We start from the raw sequence: 18,078 nt of genomic DNA, 5'->3' as shown, positions 1-18,078 counted from the left end.
CCCCCTACGGCGTCGCCACCGTGCACGAGGCGCAGGGCCGCACCGGTCTGCTCGCCGCCTCTATGCGCCCCATATATCCGGGAGCGAAGATCGCCGGCAGCGCCGTTACGGTGTCGATCCCGCCGGCCGACAACTGGATGCTCCATGTCGCCGTCGAGCAGTGCAATGCTGGCGACGTGCTCGTGGTAGCCCCGACCTCACCCTGCGACACCGGTTATTTCGGTGAGTTGCTGGCCTGCTCGCTGGCGGCGCGCGGCGTGCTGGGGCTGGTGATCGAGGCCGGCTGCCGCGACGTGGCGGCTCTGACCGAAATGCGCTTTCCCGTTTGGTCCAAGGCAGTTTCCGCCCAAGGAACGGTCAAGGAAACGCTCGGCTCCGTCAACGTTCCCATCGTTTGTGCCGGTCAGCTCGTCCATCCCGGCGATCTCGTGATCGCCGACGACGACGGCATCGTGGTGGTGTCACGCGCGACGGCGGACGACGTGCTGCGCAAGAGCGAGGCGCGCGAACGCAAGGAGGAAGGCACCCGTGCACGGCTGCAAGCTGGCGAACTCGGTCTCGACATCTACGGCATGCGGGAGAAGCTGGCGGAGAAGGGGCTGACGTATCGCAGGATGGCGGCGGAAGGCTGAGTGCCGCGTCAGGATAAGGACCGAAACGAGGGAGTGGAAGTGATGACCAAAGACCAGCCGGTGCTGAGTGCGGCGATCGGCAATTACAGCCATACTGAGGCGCTGAAGTCCGGCCAGATCGCCTCCGACCGCCTGCGCCTGGAGTTCGCCGACATCCCGACGATCAACCGCGCTTTCGCGCCCATGGTGCGAGAGCAGCGCTTCGATGTCAGTGAGATGGCGATCGCGACTTTCCTCCAGGCGAAAGCCTGGGGCAAGCCGCTGGTGCTGTTGCCCGTGGTCATGGCCGCTCGCTTCCAGCAGTCGGCCCTGCTGTGCCGGGCGGACGGCGGGATCGATGGTCCTGCCGACCTCGCCGGAGGCAGAGTAGGGGTGCGGGCCTACAGCCAGACTACCGGCATGTGGCTGCGCGGCATCCTCGCCGACGACTACGGCATCCGGCCTGATCAGGTTCGCTGGATCACGTTCGAAGGGGCGCACGTCGCCGAGTACCGGGACCCTTCCTGGGCGGAGCGCGCCCCGCCGGGTAAGGAGCTGCTGACGATGCTGCAGGACGGCGAGCTGGACGCCGTCATCGTCGGCAACGAGGTGCCGGCCGATCCCTTACTCCGCCCGGTTTTCCCCGATGCGCAAGCTTCGGCCGAAGCATTCTGGCAGCGCCATCACCTGGTGCCGGTCAACCATCTGGTAACCGTCCGGCGCGATCTGGCGGAACGGCGTCCGGAATTGGTCGCGGAACTGATCCGCATGTTCAGGGACGCCAAAGCTGTCGCGTCCTCCCCGAGTAATGGGCGCGATCCATTGCCCATCGGCCGTGCGGCCCTGGAGCCTGCAATCGAACTCGCCTTGCGCTATGCGGCCGATCAGGGCTTGCTGCCGCGGCAGCTAAGCCCGGATGAAATCTGGGATGGGCTGCCGACCGATATCATGTAAGGGACATTGGACCTCATTGATCGGGAATGTTCACTGAACTGAGATGCATGTCGCAATGTTCTTAACGATGCCGTTGAAGTTGCTCGTCGAGCAGTGCCCTGCTTAGGACTCGAGGGGCAAGGTGAAAGGTGATCTTGTGCCTTGCCAGGAATGGGTCGACGGGGTAACCACCGCAACTGAGGATTCGCGCTGCCGGGTGGACTTATTGCCGCTGTGATCATCCCACACGCTCTCGGATACCTCAACAAACTCCGTTCTGAGGAACAGGCTTGTCCAAGGTGCAATCCTTGTTGCCGCCAACATGATCCATCTTGGTAACGGTTGAGATCAGGATTGAGGTGAGCCGCTATTCCTCAATGTAAATCGCGCGGGCGCCGCCGACAGGTCGGCTGAATATCACACTGGACCAGGCGTCAGATCCTGCGAGATACTGGGTTCCTCGACCTTCCATGTGTCGAGGGCATGGCGGGAACGCCCTCAGCTCTCGTCAATTTATATTCTAAGGAAACTTGCCATGCAGCGTCTGACAGCCAGGGATTTCCCACCCGAGATCCTGGAGCTCTATGACTACTACGCTCACGGGCACATCTCCCGGCGGGATTTCCTCGATCACGCTGGAAAATATGCGGTTGGCAGTCTCACTGCCGCCGGTATTCTCGCGGCGATGAGCCCAAACTACGCGCGGGCCCAGCAGGTTTCCTTCACCGATCCCGAGATCCTGCCCGAGTACATCACCTACCCTTCGCCAGACGGTCACGGCAATGTGCGCGCCTACTTGGTGCGTCCCGCCAAGGTCCAGGGCTCGGTGTCCGGCGTCGTCGTCGTGCATGAGAACCGCGGCCTCAACCCCTATATCGAGGACGTGGCGCGCCGGGTGGCGAAAGCGGGTTTCGTGGCGCTGGCACCCGACGGGCTCACCTCCATCGGTGGCTATCCCGGCAATGACGAGGACGGACGCACGCTGCAGAGCCAGGTCGACCCCGAGAAGCTGATGAACGACTTCTTCGCCGCCATCGAGTTCCTGCGTGCTCCTGGGGCGAGCACTGGCAAGGTGGGGATCACCGGCTTCTGCTATGGCGGGGGTGTAGCCAACGCCGCCGCGGTGGCGTTTCCAAACCTGCAGGCTGCGGTGCCGTTCTATGGCCGGCAGGCACGCCCCGAAGACGTCCCTCGGATCAAGGCACCCTTGCTTTTACATTATGCCGAACTCGACACCCGCATCAACGAAGGCTGGCCAGCCTATGAGGCGGCGCTGAAGGAGCACGGCAAGACCTACGAAGCTTACATTTATCCCGGCGTGAACCACGGCTTCCACAATGACTCGACGCCACGGTACGACAAGGATGCCGCTGAACTCGCCTGGAGCCGCACTATTGAATGGTTCCGGCGCCATCTTGCCTGATTGAAGGTGAAGGTGGGCCGGTTGCTCCAGACCCGCCGGGGCTCTGAGGCCGTTCATAGACGACGGGGCTGACGCGCGTCTGCTCTCCAGGCAGATCCGGCCCTGACAAATTAGCTGCGTTTAGCAATCGATCGGCGGCGAATGTCAATCGTCACCATCGTCAGGTTGGCTGATCGCTTCAGGATAGTTTACAGGCCGGCAAACGTTGAGGCAGAAGATCATCTGCGCAAGCAGGCGGTAGCCTCATCAAGAGGAGTACGAACCAGCTTTGCCCCGCCTGCCATCGACACTCAAGACGCCCGGCCCCGTGAACACGAGCAGCAGGAACACAAAGCAGTAGAGGATGGCGGCGTCGCCCCCGTTCAGCACCGGGTAAAGGCTCCGGGGAGCGTGGAACATCCAATATGCCACCGCCATTTCGCCCGCGAGCAGGAAAGCGACAGGCCGGGTAAACAGACCAACCAGGATCAGGAGACCGCCGGCAAATTCCAGGATGGCACCGATCCAGTAGAGCGACAGCACCGGAGGCAGCCCACTCGCCGGCGGAGCTGGAAAGCCGAACAGCTTCTGTGTGCCATGTTCCATAAAGATCAATGCTGCCACGATCCTGAGCGCCGCCAAGGCGAAGGGAGTATAGCGGTCAAGGGATTCAGTGTGTCGCATGTCATTCCTTACTTAGTCAGCTCAGTACGTTCTTTGTGACCGACAGCTTGTAATGGAAACGTTGAGCAAAGGAGCTGGGATCGTCAAGCTTTATCACAGTGGTTTTATTTTGTGCCGCGCAACTTGCCGAGCTCGTCCTGCAAGCTCTTGACCAGTTCACCATCCATCTCCTTGTTGTATTTCTCAGTCAGCGGCTTCGCCACCTCACGCATCTTCGCGATCTCTGCCGCGGGCAGCTCCGTGACCTGCATTGTCGTCCTCAAAGCATCGGCTTCAGCAGCGTCCTTCTCGCGCGACACCTGGCGTTGATAATCCCGCGCCTCTCGAACGGATTCCTGAAGGATCTTCCGCTCATCCTCGGAGAGGCGGTCCCAAAATCGTTTACTGATAAGAACTGCTTGCGCGTTGTACACGTGCTTGGTGAGGACAAGATGCTTTTGCACCTCATCATACTTCTGCAGACGGATGAAAGACAAAGGCGCGTCCATCCCGTCGACCGCTCCTGTCTCAAGCGCCGTGTAGACTTCGGGGATGGGTAAAGGCATGGCGTTCGCGCCCAACGCATTGACGAAGTCCATGTTGAGCGGAGTCTGGCTGACACGAATCTTCAAACCCTGCAGGTCCTCGACTTTCTGGATGGGCCGCCGGCTGTTGGTGAAATTCCGGAAGCCGTACTCGAAATAGCTGAGGCCAACGAGTCCCCTCTCGGGAAGTCCATCCAGCAGCTTTTGGCCGACCGGCCCATCCAGGATAACGTCAGCTTCCTTCTCGTTGTTGAACAGAAACGGCGTGTCGAGAAGGGTGAAGTTCTTGGAATTCCCGACCAGCAGGCTGGTGACCAGGATGGTCATTTCAACCGTGCCGCCCTGCAGAGCGGAGGCAACCTGAAGGTCGCCGCCCAGAGTACCCCCAGGGAAGAGCCGAACCTTGATCTTCCCATTGCTCTTCTCAGCGACGAGGTCGGCGAACTTCTTGGCTCCAAGCCCGATCGGATGCTCGGCCGTGGGCAGGAAAGCGAGTTTGATCTGACGGTTCTGGACCTCTTGTGCTGCAGCGGCGCCTACCTGCATGGGCAGGGTCAGAGCTGCGAAGAGCAATCCGGTCGTCAAGGCTCTAAAGCGATTTCTCACGATGGTTTTTCCTTCTGAATGAAGAGTTTTATTTTCCTTTCAGCTCAGCTGGTGGCCGAAAGGTCAGCGCAATCCTCACTGCCTTTCAATCCCAGCCTTGGCGATGACGTCGCCCCATTTGGCGATATCGCTCTGGAGCCGGGTGCGCAGTTCGTCGGGCGTGCTGGCCCGCGCCTCGACCCCAAGATCGAGCATTCGCTGCTTGACGTCCGGCTTGGTGAGGACGGCTTGGAGAGCGCGGTTCATCGTGGCGATGACCTCGTTCGGCGTTCCCTTAGGCGCGAAGATGCCGTTCCAGGACGTCACCTCGAAGGACTGGATGCCGCTTTCCTGGACGGTGGGCACGTCAGGCAGCGCCGGCGAGCGCTTGGTGCCCGTGGTCGCGATGGCACGTGCCCGGCCGTCGTCGATGGCTGCCTTCACGGCGGCATAATTGTCGATCATCAGATCGACGTCATTCCGCAGTACACCGACCAGAAGGTCCGGGGTCTGCCGGTAAGGCACGATAGCGAAATTCGCGCCGCTCGCCGATTTGAGCAGCTCCGCGGAAAGGTTCTGGCTGCTGCCGACGTTGATGGTGCCCAGGTTGAGGCCGTCGGCCTTCTCCCGTGCCGCCATCACGACGTCTGCGACCGTGCGGAATGGCGACTGCGCGTTCGTCACCAGGACGAAGTCGAAGAAGGAAACGGATGAGACCGGCGTAAAATCAGTCAGCGGGTCGAACGGCAGCTTCTTGAACAGAGGTACGCTGATCGCGGTACCGTTGGTCAGGAAAGCCAATGTGTAGCCATCGGCTTCCGACTTGAGGACTTTGTTGGCCGCGATGATGCCGCCGGCGCCGGGCTGGTTCTCGACGATCACCTGCTGGCCGAGTTCACCGGTGAGCTTCTCCGCGACGATCCGCAGGCTGGTGTCGGCGATCCCGCCGGGACCGAACGGCACCACGACCCGAACCGGCTTCGTTGGATAGCCGGATTGCGCTTGTGCACTATTCAGAAGAGACCCCAGCAGGAGACCGGCCGAAAGAATCGCTGAGGTCAGCAGGAGAGCGCGTTGCGACAGTCCTCCGCGCTTATGTGCGGGAGACTTCATCATAATCGTCTTCATGCCACGTTCCCCGATGCTTGATCGCCCACAAAGCCGTAGAGGCGGGCCGGATTGTCGACGAGGAGGCGCTGACGAGCCTCCGGCGTGGTTGCGAACCGGGGAAGGAGGTCGACCAGATCGGCTTCGTCGGCCGGGATGGCGAGGTTGGGGTGTGGGAAATCCGTGCCCCAGAGCACCCGGTCCGGCGCCGTCTCGACCAGGGCGCGGGCGAACGGCAGGGCGGCGTCATAGGGCGGCTTCGAGATGCGCTCCGAGCCCGACACCTTGACCCAGCAGGCCGACATCCGAACCAGGTCGAGCAGCGCCTGGAAAGCCGGTTGTTCCACTCCAAGGGCGGAATCGATCCGGCCCATATGGTCAATCACAAACGGCACTGGCAGTTTGCGCATCATCCCAGTCAGCGGCACGATGTCGGGCGCGTCCAGGTGCAGCACCACATGCCAGCCAAGTTCCCGGATCCGGTCCATCGTTCGATGGAACAGGTCCATGTCGGGCGTGCCGCCAAGGTGACGGACGAAGTTGAAGCGAACGCCCCGAACGCCACCCTGGTGCAGATGATGAAGCTCGGCCTCGCCGTAGCTCTGGTCTACGATGGCGACGCCACGGTAGCGGTCCGGCCGCCATGCGATGGCATCGAGCATCGCCCTGTTGTCGGCCCCATGGCAGCTCGCCTGAACGATGACGGCGCGTTCGATGCCGAGATGGTCATGAAGGGCGGCCAGCGTTTCCTTGGGCGCATCTTCGGGAGTGTATCTGCGGTTCGGAGCATAGGGAAAGGCAGCACCCGGCCCGAACACGTGGCAATGTGCGTCGCAGGCTCCAACAGGTAACTTGAACGCCGGTTTGCGGCGCTCGGAGAGAACCGTGGTTTCTTGACTCACATGCACCTCCCGGCGGAAGCCCCGCGTAGGCAGGAGGAAGCATGATGACGGCATGCCAGATGTGGATGCATCGGGTGGACACTCCCTTTTGTATAGCGTTCTTGAGCCCGCATTGATTATTGCTTGAGGGCATCCCGCATGCGATGGATCGGCTGGATGCCGCCCGAGTCCTACGCCGCCCGGCCAGGTTTGTCGTATCGCTTTTTCAGCTGTCGCTATAACCAGCCGTTATAAGGCAGTGCCGCCCATCGACGGATCACCCACCGTGCGGGGTATTTTCTTCAGGGAATTATCGGTGAGCGGAGAAATCCCCGACCCGCTCGACCAGATCGTCGAGATCGCGTCGGAACTGCTCGAGCGCGAACCCGGCGCCGAACAGCCGCCAAAGCGTATCGGTTGGAAGATGCGTGGTCAGCTTCAATCGCCTCATCTCGTCAATTGCCGCCCTGTATTCAGCGATGCCATTGGCCATTGCATCGGAACGTTCCGGCGGCCGCCCAGCGGACAGGGCATCGGCGAGCTTCCTGAGAGTCGTGGCACCGGTCCGGGCGGCGGACGACCAGGTTTGCGCCGGATGCTCCCGCAGAATTTCAAGCTCCCGCTCTCCAACTGCCCGGCGGACCATGACTACGTCGTGACGCAGGCGCATCAGAGTCCGAAGCAGGGGCTCCGGATCGGGCATGTCCGTCAAGCGGCTCCGCCGTTCGCGCGCCGTCTCTCCCACCAACGTTTCAAGTCGATTCAGGCTCTTTGCACCGCCAGAGCGCTCAGATTCGCCTGTGCCTGATCGTCCAGGACCGCCATCGCTTCCATTTGTTCGGCCAGAAGCCGCGTGACATCGGCTGCCGTCTCCAGAACCAACCGGGACGCGCGGGCTGGAACGACCAGGATCGAGACCAGCAGCCCGATCGCGCAGCCCAGACCGACTTCAACGATGCGGTCCGTAGCAAAACCGAGCGGGCCCAGTGTCGAGCCTGTGGCGCTTAGCAGCACGATGATGGCCGTGATCGGCGCGATGCGGAAACCGGCCGAGTACGCCGCCATGAACGAGAGCGGCGCCACGGCGACGACCAGGGCAGCCGCCTTTGCCAGCCCATCGGCATGCGGGATCATGAAGGCGACGCCGCCGCCATAGACGGCCCCGAGCAGCGATCCGGTGAACCGGTCGAGCGCCGCCTTGAGCGATCCTCCAACATTGCTCTGGGTTACGATCAAGGCCGTGATGACGGCCCAGAACGCTTGCGGCAGCCCCAGCGCCTCGGCAAGGGCGAAGGTCGCCAGGCTCGAGGCCGTCATCCGCAAAGTCTGCACCAGCTTGGATCGATTACGGGAGAGCCAGCCCGACGCCAACAGCCTTCTCCTCATGAACCATCGATAAATGTCTTGATCCCGTCACCTGGGGAGACAATCATCGATCCTTGAAAATAAGTATCTTAACTCCGTGGAGGCTATCTGCTCGGCCGCCACAGCTCAATCCGGAACCGATGCCGCTGTGATCAAGCGCAGATACCTCGATCAGCGATTGAAACTTCATCACCTCCGAGCTGTCGACGCCATCAGCTCCCAGCATAGTCTATCGAAGGCATCCGCGGCTCTGGGGATCAGTCAGCCAGCCCTGACCAAAAGCCTCCAGGAACTCGAATCCATTCTCGACATGCGGTTGTTTGAAAGGCACGCCCGAGGCATGCTGCCGACGCCTGCCGGTAGCGGTGTCATCCAGTCGGCAAGACGCATCCTGGCCGAACTCCACCGGCTGGATGAGGATCTGGACCGGCTGTCAAGCTCCAGCAGCGGCATCGTGGCGCTTGGCGCGTTGCCAGGGGCGGCGGCAGGCATTCTGCCCGGGGTACTGGGTCGGCTGAAGGTCGAACACACCGATCTCGATATACGGCTGGTGGAAGGCAGGACCGAGGAGGTTCTGCCCCTGCTGGCGGCGGGTGAAATCGATTTGATCGTCGGGCGTCTCTATGAGCCGGTGGTCCCAGATGGCTTTGTGCGTGAGCCTCTCTATGAGGAACCGATCTCCATCCTCGCCAGATATGATCATCCCATCTTTCAACTGGAACCGATAACCGTCAGCGAACTGCGCTGCTACGATCTGCTCCTGCCTACCGTCAGTCAACGCGTCGGACAGGAGATCGAGCATCTTCTATCGCAACTCGATCTCACCCCTTCGTCGTCGCTCCGCTCCTCGTCCTACGGCTTCATCCGGGAGATGTTGCATTCCACCGACCTGATCTCGATCATGCCCCGCCTGATGATGGTCGGCGACCTCCTACGGGGCACACTCCGCGTCGTGCCACTGCCAGTGCCAGCGCCGCGCCGTCCCGCCGGGCTGATATATTCCCGGAACAGAGTTCTGCCGCTGGCCAGCACGATCTTCGTCGAGTGCCTGAAGGTGTATCTCGCCGAAATTGCGGCGAAGGGTCTCTATGTATAACCGCCTGTTATATTTCTTCCCGAAAAAGCGATAGGACATGACGCGCAACAAGGGATAAAACAGCGCTGGCTATAACACGCGATATGATCTTTCAGCGGTCCTGAGCACCAAGGCTCTCAGGTAAGTGAACGCACACGTTTGCGATGATAATCTGCGAAAGCGGTATTTGGTGATGCTTTTCAACGAAGCGGGCTTTTCGAAGAGTTCTCGAGTCAAATTTTCTACTGGATCGCCACCTGTACTTCATGATGAAGAGGATATGTTATGAAGCTTCAGCGCGTCGCCGTGATCGGCTTTGGTGAGGTCGGCCAAATCTTCGCCCGCGACTTGCGCGTCGCCGGCGTATCGCATCTCGCTGCCTTCGACATCGCTTTTGAAAATCCGGACAGCCTCCAATTAAAGGCTGCACGAGCGCAGGAAATCATCGTACGCGCCAGTGCCGGCGAAGCGGCGGCGCAGGCGGATCTGGTGATAAGTTCGGTTACCGCCGGATCGGCGCTGACCGTTGCCCAAACGGTCGTCGGGCACCTTGGGCACGCTCCCTTCTTCCTGGACGTCAACTCGGTCTCCCCATCGACCAAACAGGCAGCAAGCGCGGTCGTGGAGGAGGCGGGAGGACGCTATGTCGAGGCCGCAGTCATGACCAGTGTGCCGCCACATGGCATCCGCTCGCCGATGTTGCTCGGCGGCTCCCATGCTGAAACGTTCATCGATCTGGCGGCGCCATGGGACATGCGCCTGACGGCTTTTTCGCCTGAGGTAGGCCGGGCCTCGTCCGTCAAGATGTGCCGCAGCGTGATGATCAAGGGGCTGGAGGCGCTAACGACGGAATGCATGCTCGCTGCGCGCCATTACGGGGTCGAGGAGCAGGTGTTGAGCTCACTTGCCGACACGCTGCCGCACAAGGACTGGGCCGGCTTGGCGCGCTGGATGATCTCCCGTCCGCTGGTGCACGGGAGGCGCCGGGCCGAGGAGATGCGCGAGGTAGCGCGGACCGTGCGCGAGGCCGGCATCGAGCCAATCCTCAGCGCTCCGACGGCGATCCGCCAGGACTGGGCGGCTGAGCGCGGACGTGAGCTGCCGCCGGGCGTCCTGACCGGGGGTGATCTCGGAGTCTTGCTGGATGCACTCCTCGCCCTGCCGGCCCTTGGCGCGACGTCGGGCGAGGAATGACGGCGCGGTACGGTGGCACTGGAGTCCTGATGCTCCAGTGCCATAGGTGTAAAGGTATCGACATGATCCGATAGGCTGGTGAAGCGGTAGGTTTTTGACCGGCCGTGCCCCGGCTGGACCGGACCAGTTGGTAGCTTCACGATGGAGATCAACTTGGTTTGGTGTGTGGATGCACAGAGTCATCATAACAGAAAATGAATAGTATTAAACAGTCAACATGATGTTAATTGCGATTTTCCTCATCAGTTCAGCAATAATCTGGTCAAAACCCAAAAAGATTATCGGATAAAAAAGCTACGGGCAAGAACCAATAGTAAAGTAAAAATTTGAATTTCTTGGATCATACCCATGCATCGAAGCAGCGGAAATCTACTGTGCTTCATCGCCAGCCATATGCGTGCTGACAAGTCCTGAAATTGGGATGCCACAGAGAGACAAGTAACCGAGATACAAAAACCTGCGGTATCTTCTAAAACTACCGCACTACTTCACACCAGGGAGCATAACTCAAATGAATGATCGTCCGTCGGAAGGATCCGTCCGTCTCGCTCTCACCCGCCGCCATATCCTTTTGGGCGCGTTGGGAGTGGCAGCTTGGACGATCACAGTCTCACACCCGGCACAGGTCAGGGCTCAGACGTATCCAAGCCAGAACATCACACTGGTCGTACCGTTCACCCCTGGCGGATCCACCGACATTCTAGCCCGCCTTTTGGGGCAGAAGCTTGAGACGGCTCTTAAATTTCCAGTTATCGTCGATAATCGAGGTGGTGCGGGCGGCTCCGTCGGAATGGGCTATGTAGCACGTTCCGCCGCGGACGGGCACACTTTGGTAATGGGCCATATCGGTACGCTCGCGGTCAATCCAGCCCTTTATCCGAAGCTGCCCTACGATCCTCTGAAGAGCTTTGAGCCGATAAGCGGTATTGCGAATGTGCACAACATGCTCGTTGTTCACCCGGACGTTCCAGCCAGGACGCTTCAGGAGCTGATTGACTACGCCAAGCAGAACCCTGGTCAGCTCAACTATGCGTCCGGCGGTATCGGCAGTGCTGCCCATATTGCAACGGTGGCGCTCGCTGATCGTGCCGGCATCACCATGACCCATGTTCCCTATAAGGGAACCGCTCCTGCCGTGACGGACTTGCTTGGAGGACGTGTGCAGCTCTCATTCACGGGCGCACCCACCCTGATGCAGCATATCCAGGCTGGCAAGTTGCGGGCTCTCGCCGTCTCCGGAACCACGCGCCTCAAAGCCGCTCCCACCGTTCCCACTGTCGCGGAATCCGGGTTTCCCGGCTTCGAGGCTTCCCAGTGGTATGGCATATTGGTTCCAGCCGGCACGCCGAAGGCGATCGTCGATCGTCTCAACGCCGAGATCAAAACCGCCATGGCCGCACCCGAGATCGCCGAACGTTTGTCCTCGGAAGGCGCCGATGTCTGGACCAGCACTCCGGGCGAGTTCCGTGACCACATCGCCCAGGAAATTGTTCGGTGGGGAGACCTCGTAAAGCGTACCGGAACGAAACTCGAATAAGAACCTGTCCGCGTGCGCCAGGCAAAGTTGGCGCAATCCAGCCGGCGGAAGCCCGGTTCGGGCAGGGGGTAGCGCCCGCCCAGTAGTGAGTGTCGCGGGATCATCAACGACGATGGTTGCGAAGCTTACACCTCGATACGAAGACGGTATTGAGCTTGGGAAGATTGTCACCGTGGAGGTCGAGGCGTTACAAACCGCCGCAGGCAACATGTGCGGGACCGTTCTGCGAGGGACCGCCGCTCCACCGGAGTCTGAGACCAGTTCGAGCCGTCAAGGATCGGGTCGGAACCTGGAAGACCTCCAGCCGCCCGCAGCCGCCACGGCGGTTCCAAATCGGTTCGGGAAGGCGAGGAGCCGAAGCCGAACCGGAAAATCGGACGAATCGGACAGCTGGATAGTACCGATGAAGCCTCGAACAACACTGGTCGATGGGTGGGAGCGGAGAGCGTGGAGGAAAAGCGGCTGGTCGAAGGAGGGGCGAAGGCCAATGCATGCCCCGGATACAGAGCTGGACCCCGCATGTCCTCGACGGCTTACGCCCACGGACTGGAACTGGATGGGCCACCTAATCTTACTGTGTCATAAATTCCTTACCGGCGACAAGGACGCTACAGCTGTGACGTGTTGCTGTTGACAGCACGGGCAGCGCGGCAGGCTGCGGGCCAAAGCGACCGTCAGGCGGCGGCGCACCGAGGTGATCGACGACGGGTTATGGCGTTCCGGCCGCACCGGGACGCCCTCGGGGCCGCCAGCCCGGGGGTAGCGCAGGCGTTGGGCGTCGGAAGTGCTCGTCAGGGGGGAAAAGACTTCGCTCGCGAACGAGGAAGCCATAGGCCGCAATGCACAAGGTGGCGTGATGATGAAAGCCGCGCCAGCCGCGTCCTTCGTAATGGTCGAGCCCAAGTTCCTGCTTGAGATCCTGATAATCCCGCTCAATCCGCCAGCGTAGTTTGGCCATGTGAACCAGATCGACCAGGGTGGTGGTCGCCGGTAAGGTCGAGAGCCAGTACTTGGACGGCTCCTTGTCACCCGCCGGCCACTCGATCAGCAGCCACTCCTCCGGATGCGGCTCGGCCCGCCAATAATCGCGATGGGACGGACGCACGCGCACCGTGGCGAAGCGCCCGCTCAGGTCACCCCGGCTGCCCGCGCGCCAACTCACCGTTTGCCAGGCACTCGGCGGCAGGGTGAAAGCGAGGTCCTTGGCGCTGACCGGCTGATGCTCGGCATCCCGACGCTGGAGCTTGGGCCGACGCCCCTTGCCCGACTACGGCTTGGGCGGCAGGGGACCGCGTCCCGGAGGCCAGACGCCAAGCGTAGACTGCACGCCCAGGACATAGCTCAAGGACACGGCGGTCAGCGCCGTGCGGAAGTCGGTCTCGACGCCATAGGCAGCATCACCCAGCACGACACCGGGCGGCAGGCCCTCGGCCAACGCGCGTCGGATCTGTTCCAGCGCAATCTGCGGTTTGGTCCGAAAAGCGAGGGTCTTCGGGACCCCCGCCCTGGTGCGGCGGACCGGATCGTTGGCCCACTCCTCCGGCAGGTAAAGATTGAAGGCAACCGGCAGGCTGCCCCCGTCATTGGCCAGGGACAGCGACACGGCGACCTGGCAGTTATCCTGTTTGCCCAATTGGCCGCAGTATTGGCGCGCCACGCCGACCGAGTGGGTTCCTTTCTTGGGAAAGCCGGTGTCGTCGAGGATCTAGGCGGTGATCGGGCCGTGCCGGGTCAGGGCCGGCAGCACCTGCTCGCGCACCGCCGTGAGCACGGCGGTGTCGTCCCACGGGGCCTTGGCGACGAAATGATGCAGGGATTGGTGGGTTGCCTGGACATGCCGCGGATCGAGGCGGGCGGCCATCGGCTCGATGCTCTTGCGCTCGCCCGGCAGCAGCAGGCCGGTGCAATAGTGGCGCAGCGGATCGATCCGGTCGGCGTGACCGATCTCCTCGGAAAGAGCGTTTATGTAAGCTTGGAACCGGACCTCACTTCCGGCATCGGGAGAAACAGAAAAAGGCTTGATCATGCCATTCTATATGGCTACCAACTCGCCTCCTACAACCGGCTTTATGACACAGTAAGACTAAGCCCCGAATGCCGGTTGCGTCTGACCTTCGGCAGGAGCCTGGTGCGGGACGCCGAAGGTGCAGCGAAGCAAAAGCCGCACGCCGGGATCTGCGCGGGGGACGCCAGTGATAGCGGGAAGTATCGGCTGGTGGGAGGCCGATGCTGAGGTGATGCATCCCCGCATTTTCTGGAACAAGGCTCCTGCAGCTGATGACCTCTTTGAGGCTACCAAGTTGACCTTCATTAGTGAAGGAGTCTACGCAACAAAATCGTTCAATTAAATGGGATTGAATTCACTATCCATTAGTCAAATTGACAGGATGTTTCAGGAAGATACAAGCAAGGATGCTTCTATGAACCACGGTATAACCTCTGTAATTTTCCTCGCCGTGATGATCGGCTCGATCTTCTTGGCGGCGATGGCATCCGAAAACAACAACATGACCAAGTGCTGGCTTTGGCTGAGCGTAACCGCCATAGCGATTATCGTCCGGCTAGCAGTCTGATATAGAAGCACCTTCTTGATAGACTGCACATCTTACGTTCCCCTATTCTGCCAGTGTTAGAAACCTGCCAGATGGGAGTATTTTCGGACATTGTCCACGGGTGAAACTTACGATACAGCTACCTGGAAGAGAAATCGGTCTGGGCAGCCCGGCGCCCGGTGGGATCATCGGGCACTGGGCGGCGGGGCAGGGGAACCTGCGGCAAAGCGGGGGAGAGGGGACATGGCGGACGACGAGCTTCTCACGGCGGCAGCAGGGCAGGGGCTGGTGGTGTCAACCGGCATCCTCGGCGACCTCGTCCTTCCAGAAGGCGGGTTCGACCCTGACCGGGCCGATGAGATCCGCGACCTCGCCGCCCAGGCTGCCGTCTACGCCACCCAGGCTCGCGGACCGGGTACCCTGCGGGCCTACCGCTCGGCTTGGCGCCAGTACGATGCCTGGTGCACCCGCCTCGGCCTGCCGGCGCTGAGCGGCGACCCCAGGCTTGTCGGCATGTACCTTACATCCGCGGCCGAGCGCCTCGCCGTCGCGACGCTCCAGGTCCACCTCGCCGCGATTGTCACCGCCCACCGTCTGGTCGGGCTGTCGCTCGACCCCGGTCACCCGAGCATCGCCCTGCTGATGGACGGTATCCGCCGGCGCAGGGGCACCCGCGCGGCCCGCCTGGCGACACCGATTACGCCGGCGATGCTGGCCCGCATGGTCCGGGCCCAGCCCGACACGCCGCTCGGCCTGCGCAACCGCGCCATCCTGCTCGCCGGCTTCGGCGGCGCCCTGCGCCGCTCCGAGATCGTAGCGCTCGACGCCGGCGACCTTGAGTTCGTCGAGGGCCGGGGGGTTGTGCTGACCGTCCGGCGCTCCAAGACCGACCAGCACGGGGCCGGGCAGGCGATCGCGGTCTGGCGCTCCGACGACCCGGATCTGTGCGCCCCCACTGCGCTGCGCCGCTGGCTCGAACACCGCGATGCCCATCAATCCGACGATCCCCTGTTCGTCGGCCTGCGCGCTGGCGGTGTCATGACCGCCACCCGGCTATCGGACAAGGCGGTAGTTCGGCTCGTCAGAGACACCGCCGAGGCGGTCGGCGACGGCGATCCCGGGCTGATGGAAAGAACCTTCGGCAGCCTCGCTGTCGGCGCCACCCGCAGCTACTCGGGCCATAGCCTGCGCGCCGGCCTCGCCACCGCGGCGGCCGAGGCGGAGGCTCAGCTCCACGACGTCATGCGCCAGACCCGCCACAAGTCGGTCGAGGTCGCCCGCCGCTACATGCGCTCATCCGACCTGTGGCGCAACAACGTTACCGAGAAGGTCATGCGCCGAACCTGAGAGCGGGGGAAGCGGTGCGTCCGCCAGAACAAAGCTGATTTCAAGCTCAACGGCTGGATCGACCACGAGGTCGTCGACGCCATCATCGCCGACGACGTCAAAGCCGAGTTGACGCTCTCCCGGCAACACCAAGCTGTCAAATTGACGGTGCCGCTGCGCGCCTTGATCGACGTTTTTGCCAACACCCTTGAGCCGGTCCGCCCAAGACGCCTGTATCCAGGACGCACAGGACCGCGCCTGTACGGCTATTACATGGCCTTATAAGCCGTGCTCTTGGAAAAGCTAGCTTGCCGCAGCTACCTCGTTCAATTGTCCACAATCACGGGCAGGCGTTGGCTAAATTTGACGATATTGAGTCTAATACACTCTATCTTGCAAGTTTTGTTGCGAGACATTCGCAGAGAGTATAAGAATGATCGGATCTTGCGATTGACTATCACTGTCAGAATGGTGCTCCTGTGTCATACCAGATGTTCAATCGATCGACTACCAGCATGCCCGACCTCGATTTCATCCCGGAGCAGGAGGATGCGGAGTCCCTGATCGTGTGGGCGTTCCGCCGCTGGGTTCTAGGGATCCGCCACCAAGCGCCGGAGCAGTGGGACACCGTTTGGCGTGTGCTGCAGCGTCGGTGTGGAGAGCCGGTCGCGCGCGAGGCGGCGTCGGCGCTGGCTGAAATGATCGAGATACTGCGCCAGACGGCGCGGCGTACCATCAGCCATCACCAACCATGCTGCACCTGGATCGGCGACGATGAAGCCCTGTTCTTGATTCTTCTCGGTGCCTGCCAGAGGGGAGACGGATTGTTGGCCCAGACGGCAGCACAGACACTCTCCGGCACCGTCAATCCCGACAGTCTGCTCAAAGGCGCAATTCGGCTCGGTGGGGTATTCGCCGCGCAGGGCCTGATGCTGCCTTACCGAGATTTGCCGAGCGGGGCGGTCGTGCCGGAAGACATTATGATCCATTGACAACGTGTTGTACGGAGATTGAGATGGCACAAAGACTGTCCTGATAGAAACCAGCAATCATGCAAAGCCGATGGAGATCGAGCATCAGATTCAGGATTGTCTTCGCAATGGCGACTTCGTTGATTGGCTCTCGTTGCTATAGAAAAAGGGTGGCGCACTACTCATGAGCAGCTTTAAGAATTTGCTGAAAAATTTTGCCTGATTGTAAAATATTTGTAGATCGTTGGTTAGGTCCAAACGCTACTTATTATAGCCGGCGAAAGCTTTGCAAGGGATCTTACCTGTTCTTGGCACTCTATGCGGCAATGAAGCAGCGTTTGGTCGTAAGCCGGTACCAGCCTGTCAGCCAGAGAGCTCTGCCATAATGGCTAAAGGCAAGAAACCCATAACGATTGATGCAGACCTAGTCAAAAATCTGGCCGCAGTGCCCTGCTCGATTGCTGAGATAGCTGTCTTGATCGGCGTTTCTCATGCTACGCTGCGCAACCACTTGGAAAAAAATGTTGCTCTCAGGACTTCAATCGAAGATATCTGGGACGAAATCGACCGACGGCAGATAGCCGAAAGGTCAAGGAAAATCAGTAACATTCTGACCGAGTATTACCGCACCGATAAATCAGTTGTGTAACCATACAAGGAAAAGATAAAACCAACAGTGGCTGATAAAGGCAGTTCTTTTGCAGCTTTTCACCGATCAGCAAATTGAATAGCATGCTCTGCTCTAACAATCAGTTAAATCACCTACCTTAAGCTGAGGAGATTAAGCAAGTGAACCTCTCAATTTTCTAGGCAGAGATTGTGTCGTGGCCAGCGGTTTCCGAGGGCAGAGGAATCGCCAAGATTGCAAAGGTGATCTGGCATGACTCACGGTAAATGAACCAAGGCACGGCCACCTTCTTCTCAGCTTTCCTCTGCGGCTAGGCTCCATGATTCGACGCGCCAATCCCTCTATCGATAATACAACGTGATCCTGCGGCCTTCGATTTCGTGGATGTCGGCTTCTATGCCGTAGATCTCGCGGATGACGTCAGCCGTTATCATTTCCTCCGGCGTGCCGGCGCAGGCGACATGGCCGTCGTGCATGGCAATGATCCGGTCAGAATAGCAGGAGGCGAAGTTGATGTCGTGCAGCACCAGGATGATGGTCTTCCCGAACTCGTCCGCCGTGCGCCGGAACAGCTTCATCATTGCGACGGCGTGCTTGACGTCCAGGTTGTTCAGCGGTTCGTCCAGCAGGATGTAGCTCGTGTCCTGACACAGGACCATGGCGATGAAGGCCCGCTGCCGCTGGCCGCCGGAAAGTTCGTCGA

The 18,078-nt window shown here is 60.7% G+C and carries 17 protein-coding genes and 1 pseudogene; 9 read left to right on the top strand and 9 right to left on the bottom strand.

Going from position 1 to position 18,078, the window contains the following annotated elements; genetic code table 11:
- From AC5JJ6_RS15645 to yghX, 3 genes are all read left to right on the top strand, one after another.
- Window positions 1-632, top strand: a 632-nt coding sequence (locus AC5JJ6_RS15645; protein WP_496042943.1) for a 4-carboxy-4-hydroxy-2-oxoadipate aldolase/oxaloacetate decarboxylase, incomplete at its 5' end; no start/stop codon positions are given.
- A gap of 42 nt (window positions 633-674) precedes the next feature.
- Window positions 675-1,565: an ABC transporter substrate-binding protein gene (locus AC5JJ6_RS15640; RefSeq protein ID WP_496042942.1), complete on the top strand. Its 891-nt coding sequence runs from the start codon at window positions 675-677 to the stop codon at window positions 1,563-1,565.
- A 514-nt stretch (window positions 1,566-2,079) separates the two neighbouring features.
- On the top strand, window positions 2,080-2,967 hold the full coding sequence (yghX, locus tag AC5JJ6_RS15635) for a YghX family hydrolase (protein WP_496042941.1): 888 nt from the start codon (window positions 2,080-2,082) through the stop codon (window positions 2,965-2,967).
- A 246-nt stretch (window positions 2,968-3,213) separates the two neighbouring features.
- On the opposite strand, the gene AC5JJ6_RS15630 is transcribed toward yghX, so the two are convergent.
- The 6 genes from AC5JJ6_RS15630 to AC5JJ6_RS15605 form a co-directional block, all read right to left on the bottom strand.
- A complete protein-coding gene (locus AC5JJ6_RS15630) occupies window positions 3,214-3,630 on the bottom strand; it encodes a DoxX family protein (RefSeq protein WP_496042940.1) in 417 nt (138 codons plus the stop codon).
- Between the two features lie 104 nt (window positions 3,631-3,734).
- Window positions 3,735-4,760 carry a TRAP transporter substrate-binding protein gene (locus tag AC5JJ6_RS15625; RefSeq protein WP_496042939.1) on the bottom strand — a complete coding sequence of 342 codons (1,026 nt, stop codon included), beginning with the start codon at window positions 4,758-4,760 and terminating at the stop codon, window positions 3,735-3,737.
- 75 nt (window positions 4,761-4,835) lie between these two features.
- A complete protein-coding gene (locus AC5JJ6_RS15620; RefSeq protein ID WP_496042938.1) occupies window positions 4,836-5,867 on the bottom strand; it encodes a Bug family tripartite tricarboxylate transporter substrate binding protein in 1,032 nt (343 codons plus the stop codon).
- A complete protein-coding gene (locus AC5JJ6_RS15615; RefSeq protein WP_496042937.1) occupies window positions 5,864-6,748 on the bottom strand; it encodes an amidohydrolase family protein in 885 nt (294 codons plus the stop codon). Before AC5JJ6_RS15615 ends, AC5JJ6_RS15620 begins: the two co-directional genes overlap by 4 nt.
- Before the next feature lie 289 nt (window positions 6,749-7,037).
- Window positions 7,038-7,439 (bottom strand): hypothetical protein, encoded by a 402-nt coding sequence (locus AC5JJ6_RS15610; protein WP_496042936.1) that lies wholly within the window; start codon window positions 7,437-7,439, stop codon window positions 7,038-7,040.
- A gap of 50 nt (window positions 7,440-7,489) precedes the next feature.
- Window positions 7,490-8,044, bottom strand: coding sequence for an FUSC family protein (locus AC5JJ6_RS15605; RefSeq protein ID WP_496042935.1), 555 nt, complete (start codon window positions 8,042-8,044; stop codon window positions 7,490-7,492).
- 145 nt (window positions 8,045-8,189) lie between these two features.
- On the opposite strand from AC5JJ6_RS15605, the gene AC5JJ6_RS15600 reads away from it, so the two are divergent.
- From AC5JJ6_RS15600 to AC5JJ6_RS15590, 3 genes are all read left to right on the top strand, one after another.
- On the top strand, window positions 8,190-9,188 hold the full coding sequence (locus AC5JJ6_RS15600) for a LysR family transcriptional regulator (protein WP_496042934.1): 999 nt from the start codon (window positions 8,190-8,192) through the stop codon (window positions 9,186-9,188).
- A gap of 264 nt (window positions 9,189-9,452) precedes the next feature.
- On the top strand, window positions 9,453-10,361 hold the full coding sequence (locus tag AC5JJ6_RS15595; protein ID WP_496042933.1) for an NAD(P)-dependent oxidoreductase: 909 nt from the start codon (window positions 9,453-9,455) through the stop codon (window positions 10,359-10,361).
- 511 nt (window positions 10,362-10,872) lie between these two features.
- On the top strand, window positions 10,873-11,898 hold the full coding sequence (locus tag AC5JJ6_RS15590; RefSeq protein ID WP_496042932.1) for a Bug family tripartite tricarboxylate transporter substrate binding protein: 1,026 nt from the start codon (window positions 10,873-10,875) through the stop codon (window positions 11,896-11,898).
- 709 nt (window positions 11,899-12,607) lie between these two features.
- Here AC5JJ6_RS15590 and AC5JJ6_RS15585 read toward each other — a convergent pair.
- Together AC5JJ6_RS15585 and AC5JJ6_RS15580 are read right to left on the bottom strand one after the other, a co-directional pair.
- Window positions 12,608-13,924: pseudogene (locus AC5JJ6_RS15585) on the bottom strand (IS701 family transposase).
- Between the two features lie 366 nt (window positions 13,925-14,290).
- Window positions 14,291-14,443 (bottom strand): hypothetical protein, encoded by a 153-nt coding sequence (locus AC5JJ6_RS15580; RefSeq protein WP_496042931.1) that lies wholly within the window; start codon window positions 14,441-14,443, stop codon window positions 14,291-14,293.
- A 250-nt stretch (window positions 14,444-14,693) separates the two neighbouring features.
- On the opposite strand from AC5JJ6_RS15580, the gene AC5JJ6_RS15575 reads away from it, so the two are divergent.
- The 3 genes from AC5JJ6_RS15575 (at window position 14,694) to AC5JJ6_RS15565 (ending at window position 17,396) form a co-directional block, all read left to right on the top strand.
- A complete protein-coding gene (locus tag AC5JJ6_RS15575; protein ID WP_496042930.1) occupies window positions 14,694-15,797 on the top strand; it encodes a site-specific integrase in 1,104 nt (367 codons plus the stop codon).
- A 494-nt stretch (window positions 15,798-16,291) separates the two neighbouring features.
- Window positions 16,292-16,768 carry a hypothetical protein gene (locus AC5JJ6_RS15570; RefSeq protein ID WP_496042929.1) on the top strand — a complete coding sequence of 159 codons (477 nt, stop codon included), beginning with the start codon at window positions 16,292-16,294 and terminating at the stop codon, window positions 16,766-16,768.
- 364 nt (window positions 16,769-17,132) lie between these two features.
- Window positions 17,133-17,396: a hypothetical protein gene (locus AC5JJ6_RS15565; protein WP_496042928.1), complete on the top strand. Its 264-nt coding sequence runs from the start codon at window positions 17,133-17,135 to the stop codon at window positions 17,394-17,396.
- Between the two features lie 320 nt (window positions 17,397-17,716).
- Here the strand turns inward: AC5JJ6_RS15565 and AC5JJ6_RS15560 are convergent.
- On the bottom strand, window positions 17,717-18,078 hold a 362-nt coding region (locus AC5JJ6_RS15560; RefSeq protein ID WP_496042927.1), incomplete at its 5' end, for an ATP-binding cassette domain-containing protein.

It is taken from the genome of Skermanella sp. (assembly GCF_059503625.1).
This window is presented reverse-complemented; position numbering and strand designations above follow the sequence as displayed.

What these genes read in the sequence shown, in the direction of transcription:
- yghX (WP_496042941.1), top strand. Translation starts at nt 2,080, where the DNA reads ATGCAGCGTCTGACAGCCAGGGATTTCCCACCCGAGATCCTGGAGCTC.
- AC5JJ6_RS15640 (WP_496042942.1), top strand. Translation starts at nt 675, where the DNA reads ATGACCAAAGACCAGCCGGTGCTGAGTGCGGCGATCGGCAATTACAGC.
- AC5JJ6_RS15565 (WP_496042928.1), top strand. Translation starts at nt 17,133, where the DNA reads ATGGCTAAAGGCAAGAAACCCATAACGATTGATGCAGACCTAGTCAAA.
- AC5JJ6_RS15570 (WP_496042929.1), top strand. Translation starts at nt 16,292, where the DNA reads ATGCCCGACCTCGATTTCATCCCGGAGCAGGAGGATGCGGAGTCCCTG.
- AC5JJ6_RS15595 (WP_496042933.1), top strand. Translation starts at nt 9,453, where the DNA reads ATGAAGCTTCAGCGCGTCGCCGTGATCGGCTTTGGTGAGGTCGGCCAA.
- AC5JJ6_RS15620 (WP_496042938.1), bottom strand. Translation starts at nt 5,867, where the DNA reads ATGAAGACGATTATGATGAAGTCTCCCGCACATAAGCGCGGAGGACTG.
- AC5JJ6_RS15575 (WP_496042930.1), top strand. Translation starts at nt 14,694, where the DNA reads ATGGCGGACGACGAGCTTCTCACGGCGGCAGCAGGGCAGGGGCTGGTG.
- AC5JJ6_RS15605 (WP_496042935.1), bottom strand. Translation starts at nt 8,044, where the DNA reads ATGACGGCCTCGAGCCTGGCGACCTTCGCCCTTGCCGAGGCGCTGGGG.
- AC5JJ6_RS15590 (WP_496042932.1), top strand. Translation starts at nt 10,873, where the DNA reads ATGAATGATCGTCCGTCGGAAGGATCCGTCCGTCTCGCTCTCACCCGC.
- AC5JJ6_RS15580 (WP_496042931.1), bottom strand. Translation starts at nt 14,443, where the DNA reads ATGGCGGTTACGCTCAGCCAAAGCCAGCACTTGGTCATGTTGTTGTTT.
- AC5JJ6_RS15630 (WP_496042940.1), bottom strand. Translation starts at nt 3,630, where the DNA reads ATGCGACACACTGAATCCCTTGACCGCTATACTCCCTTCGCCTTGGCG.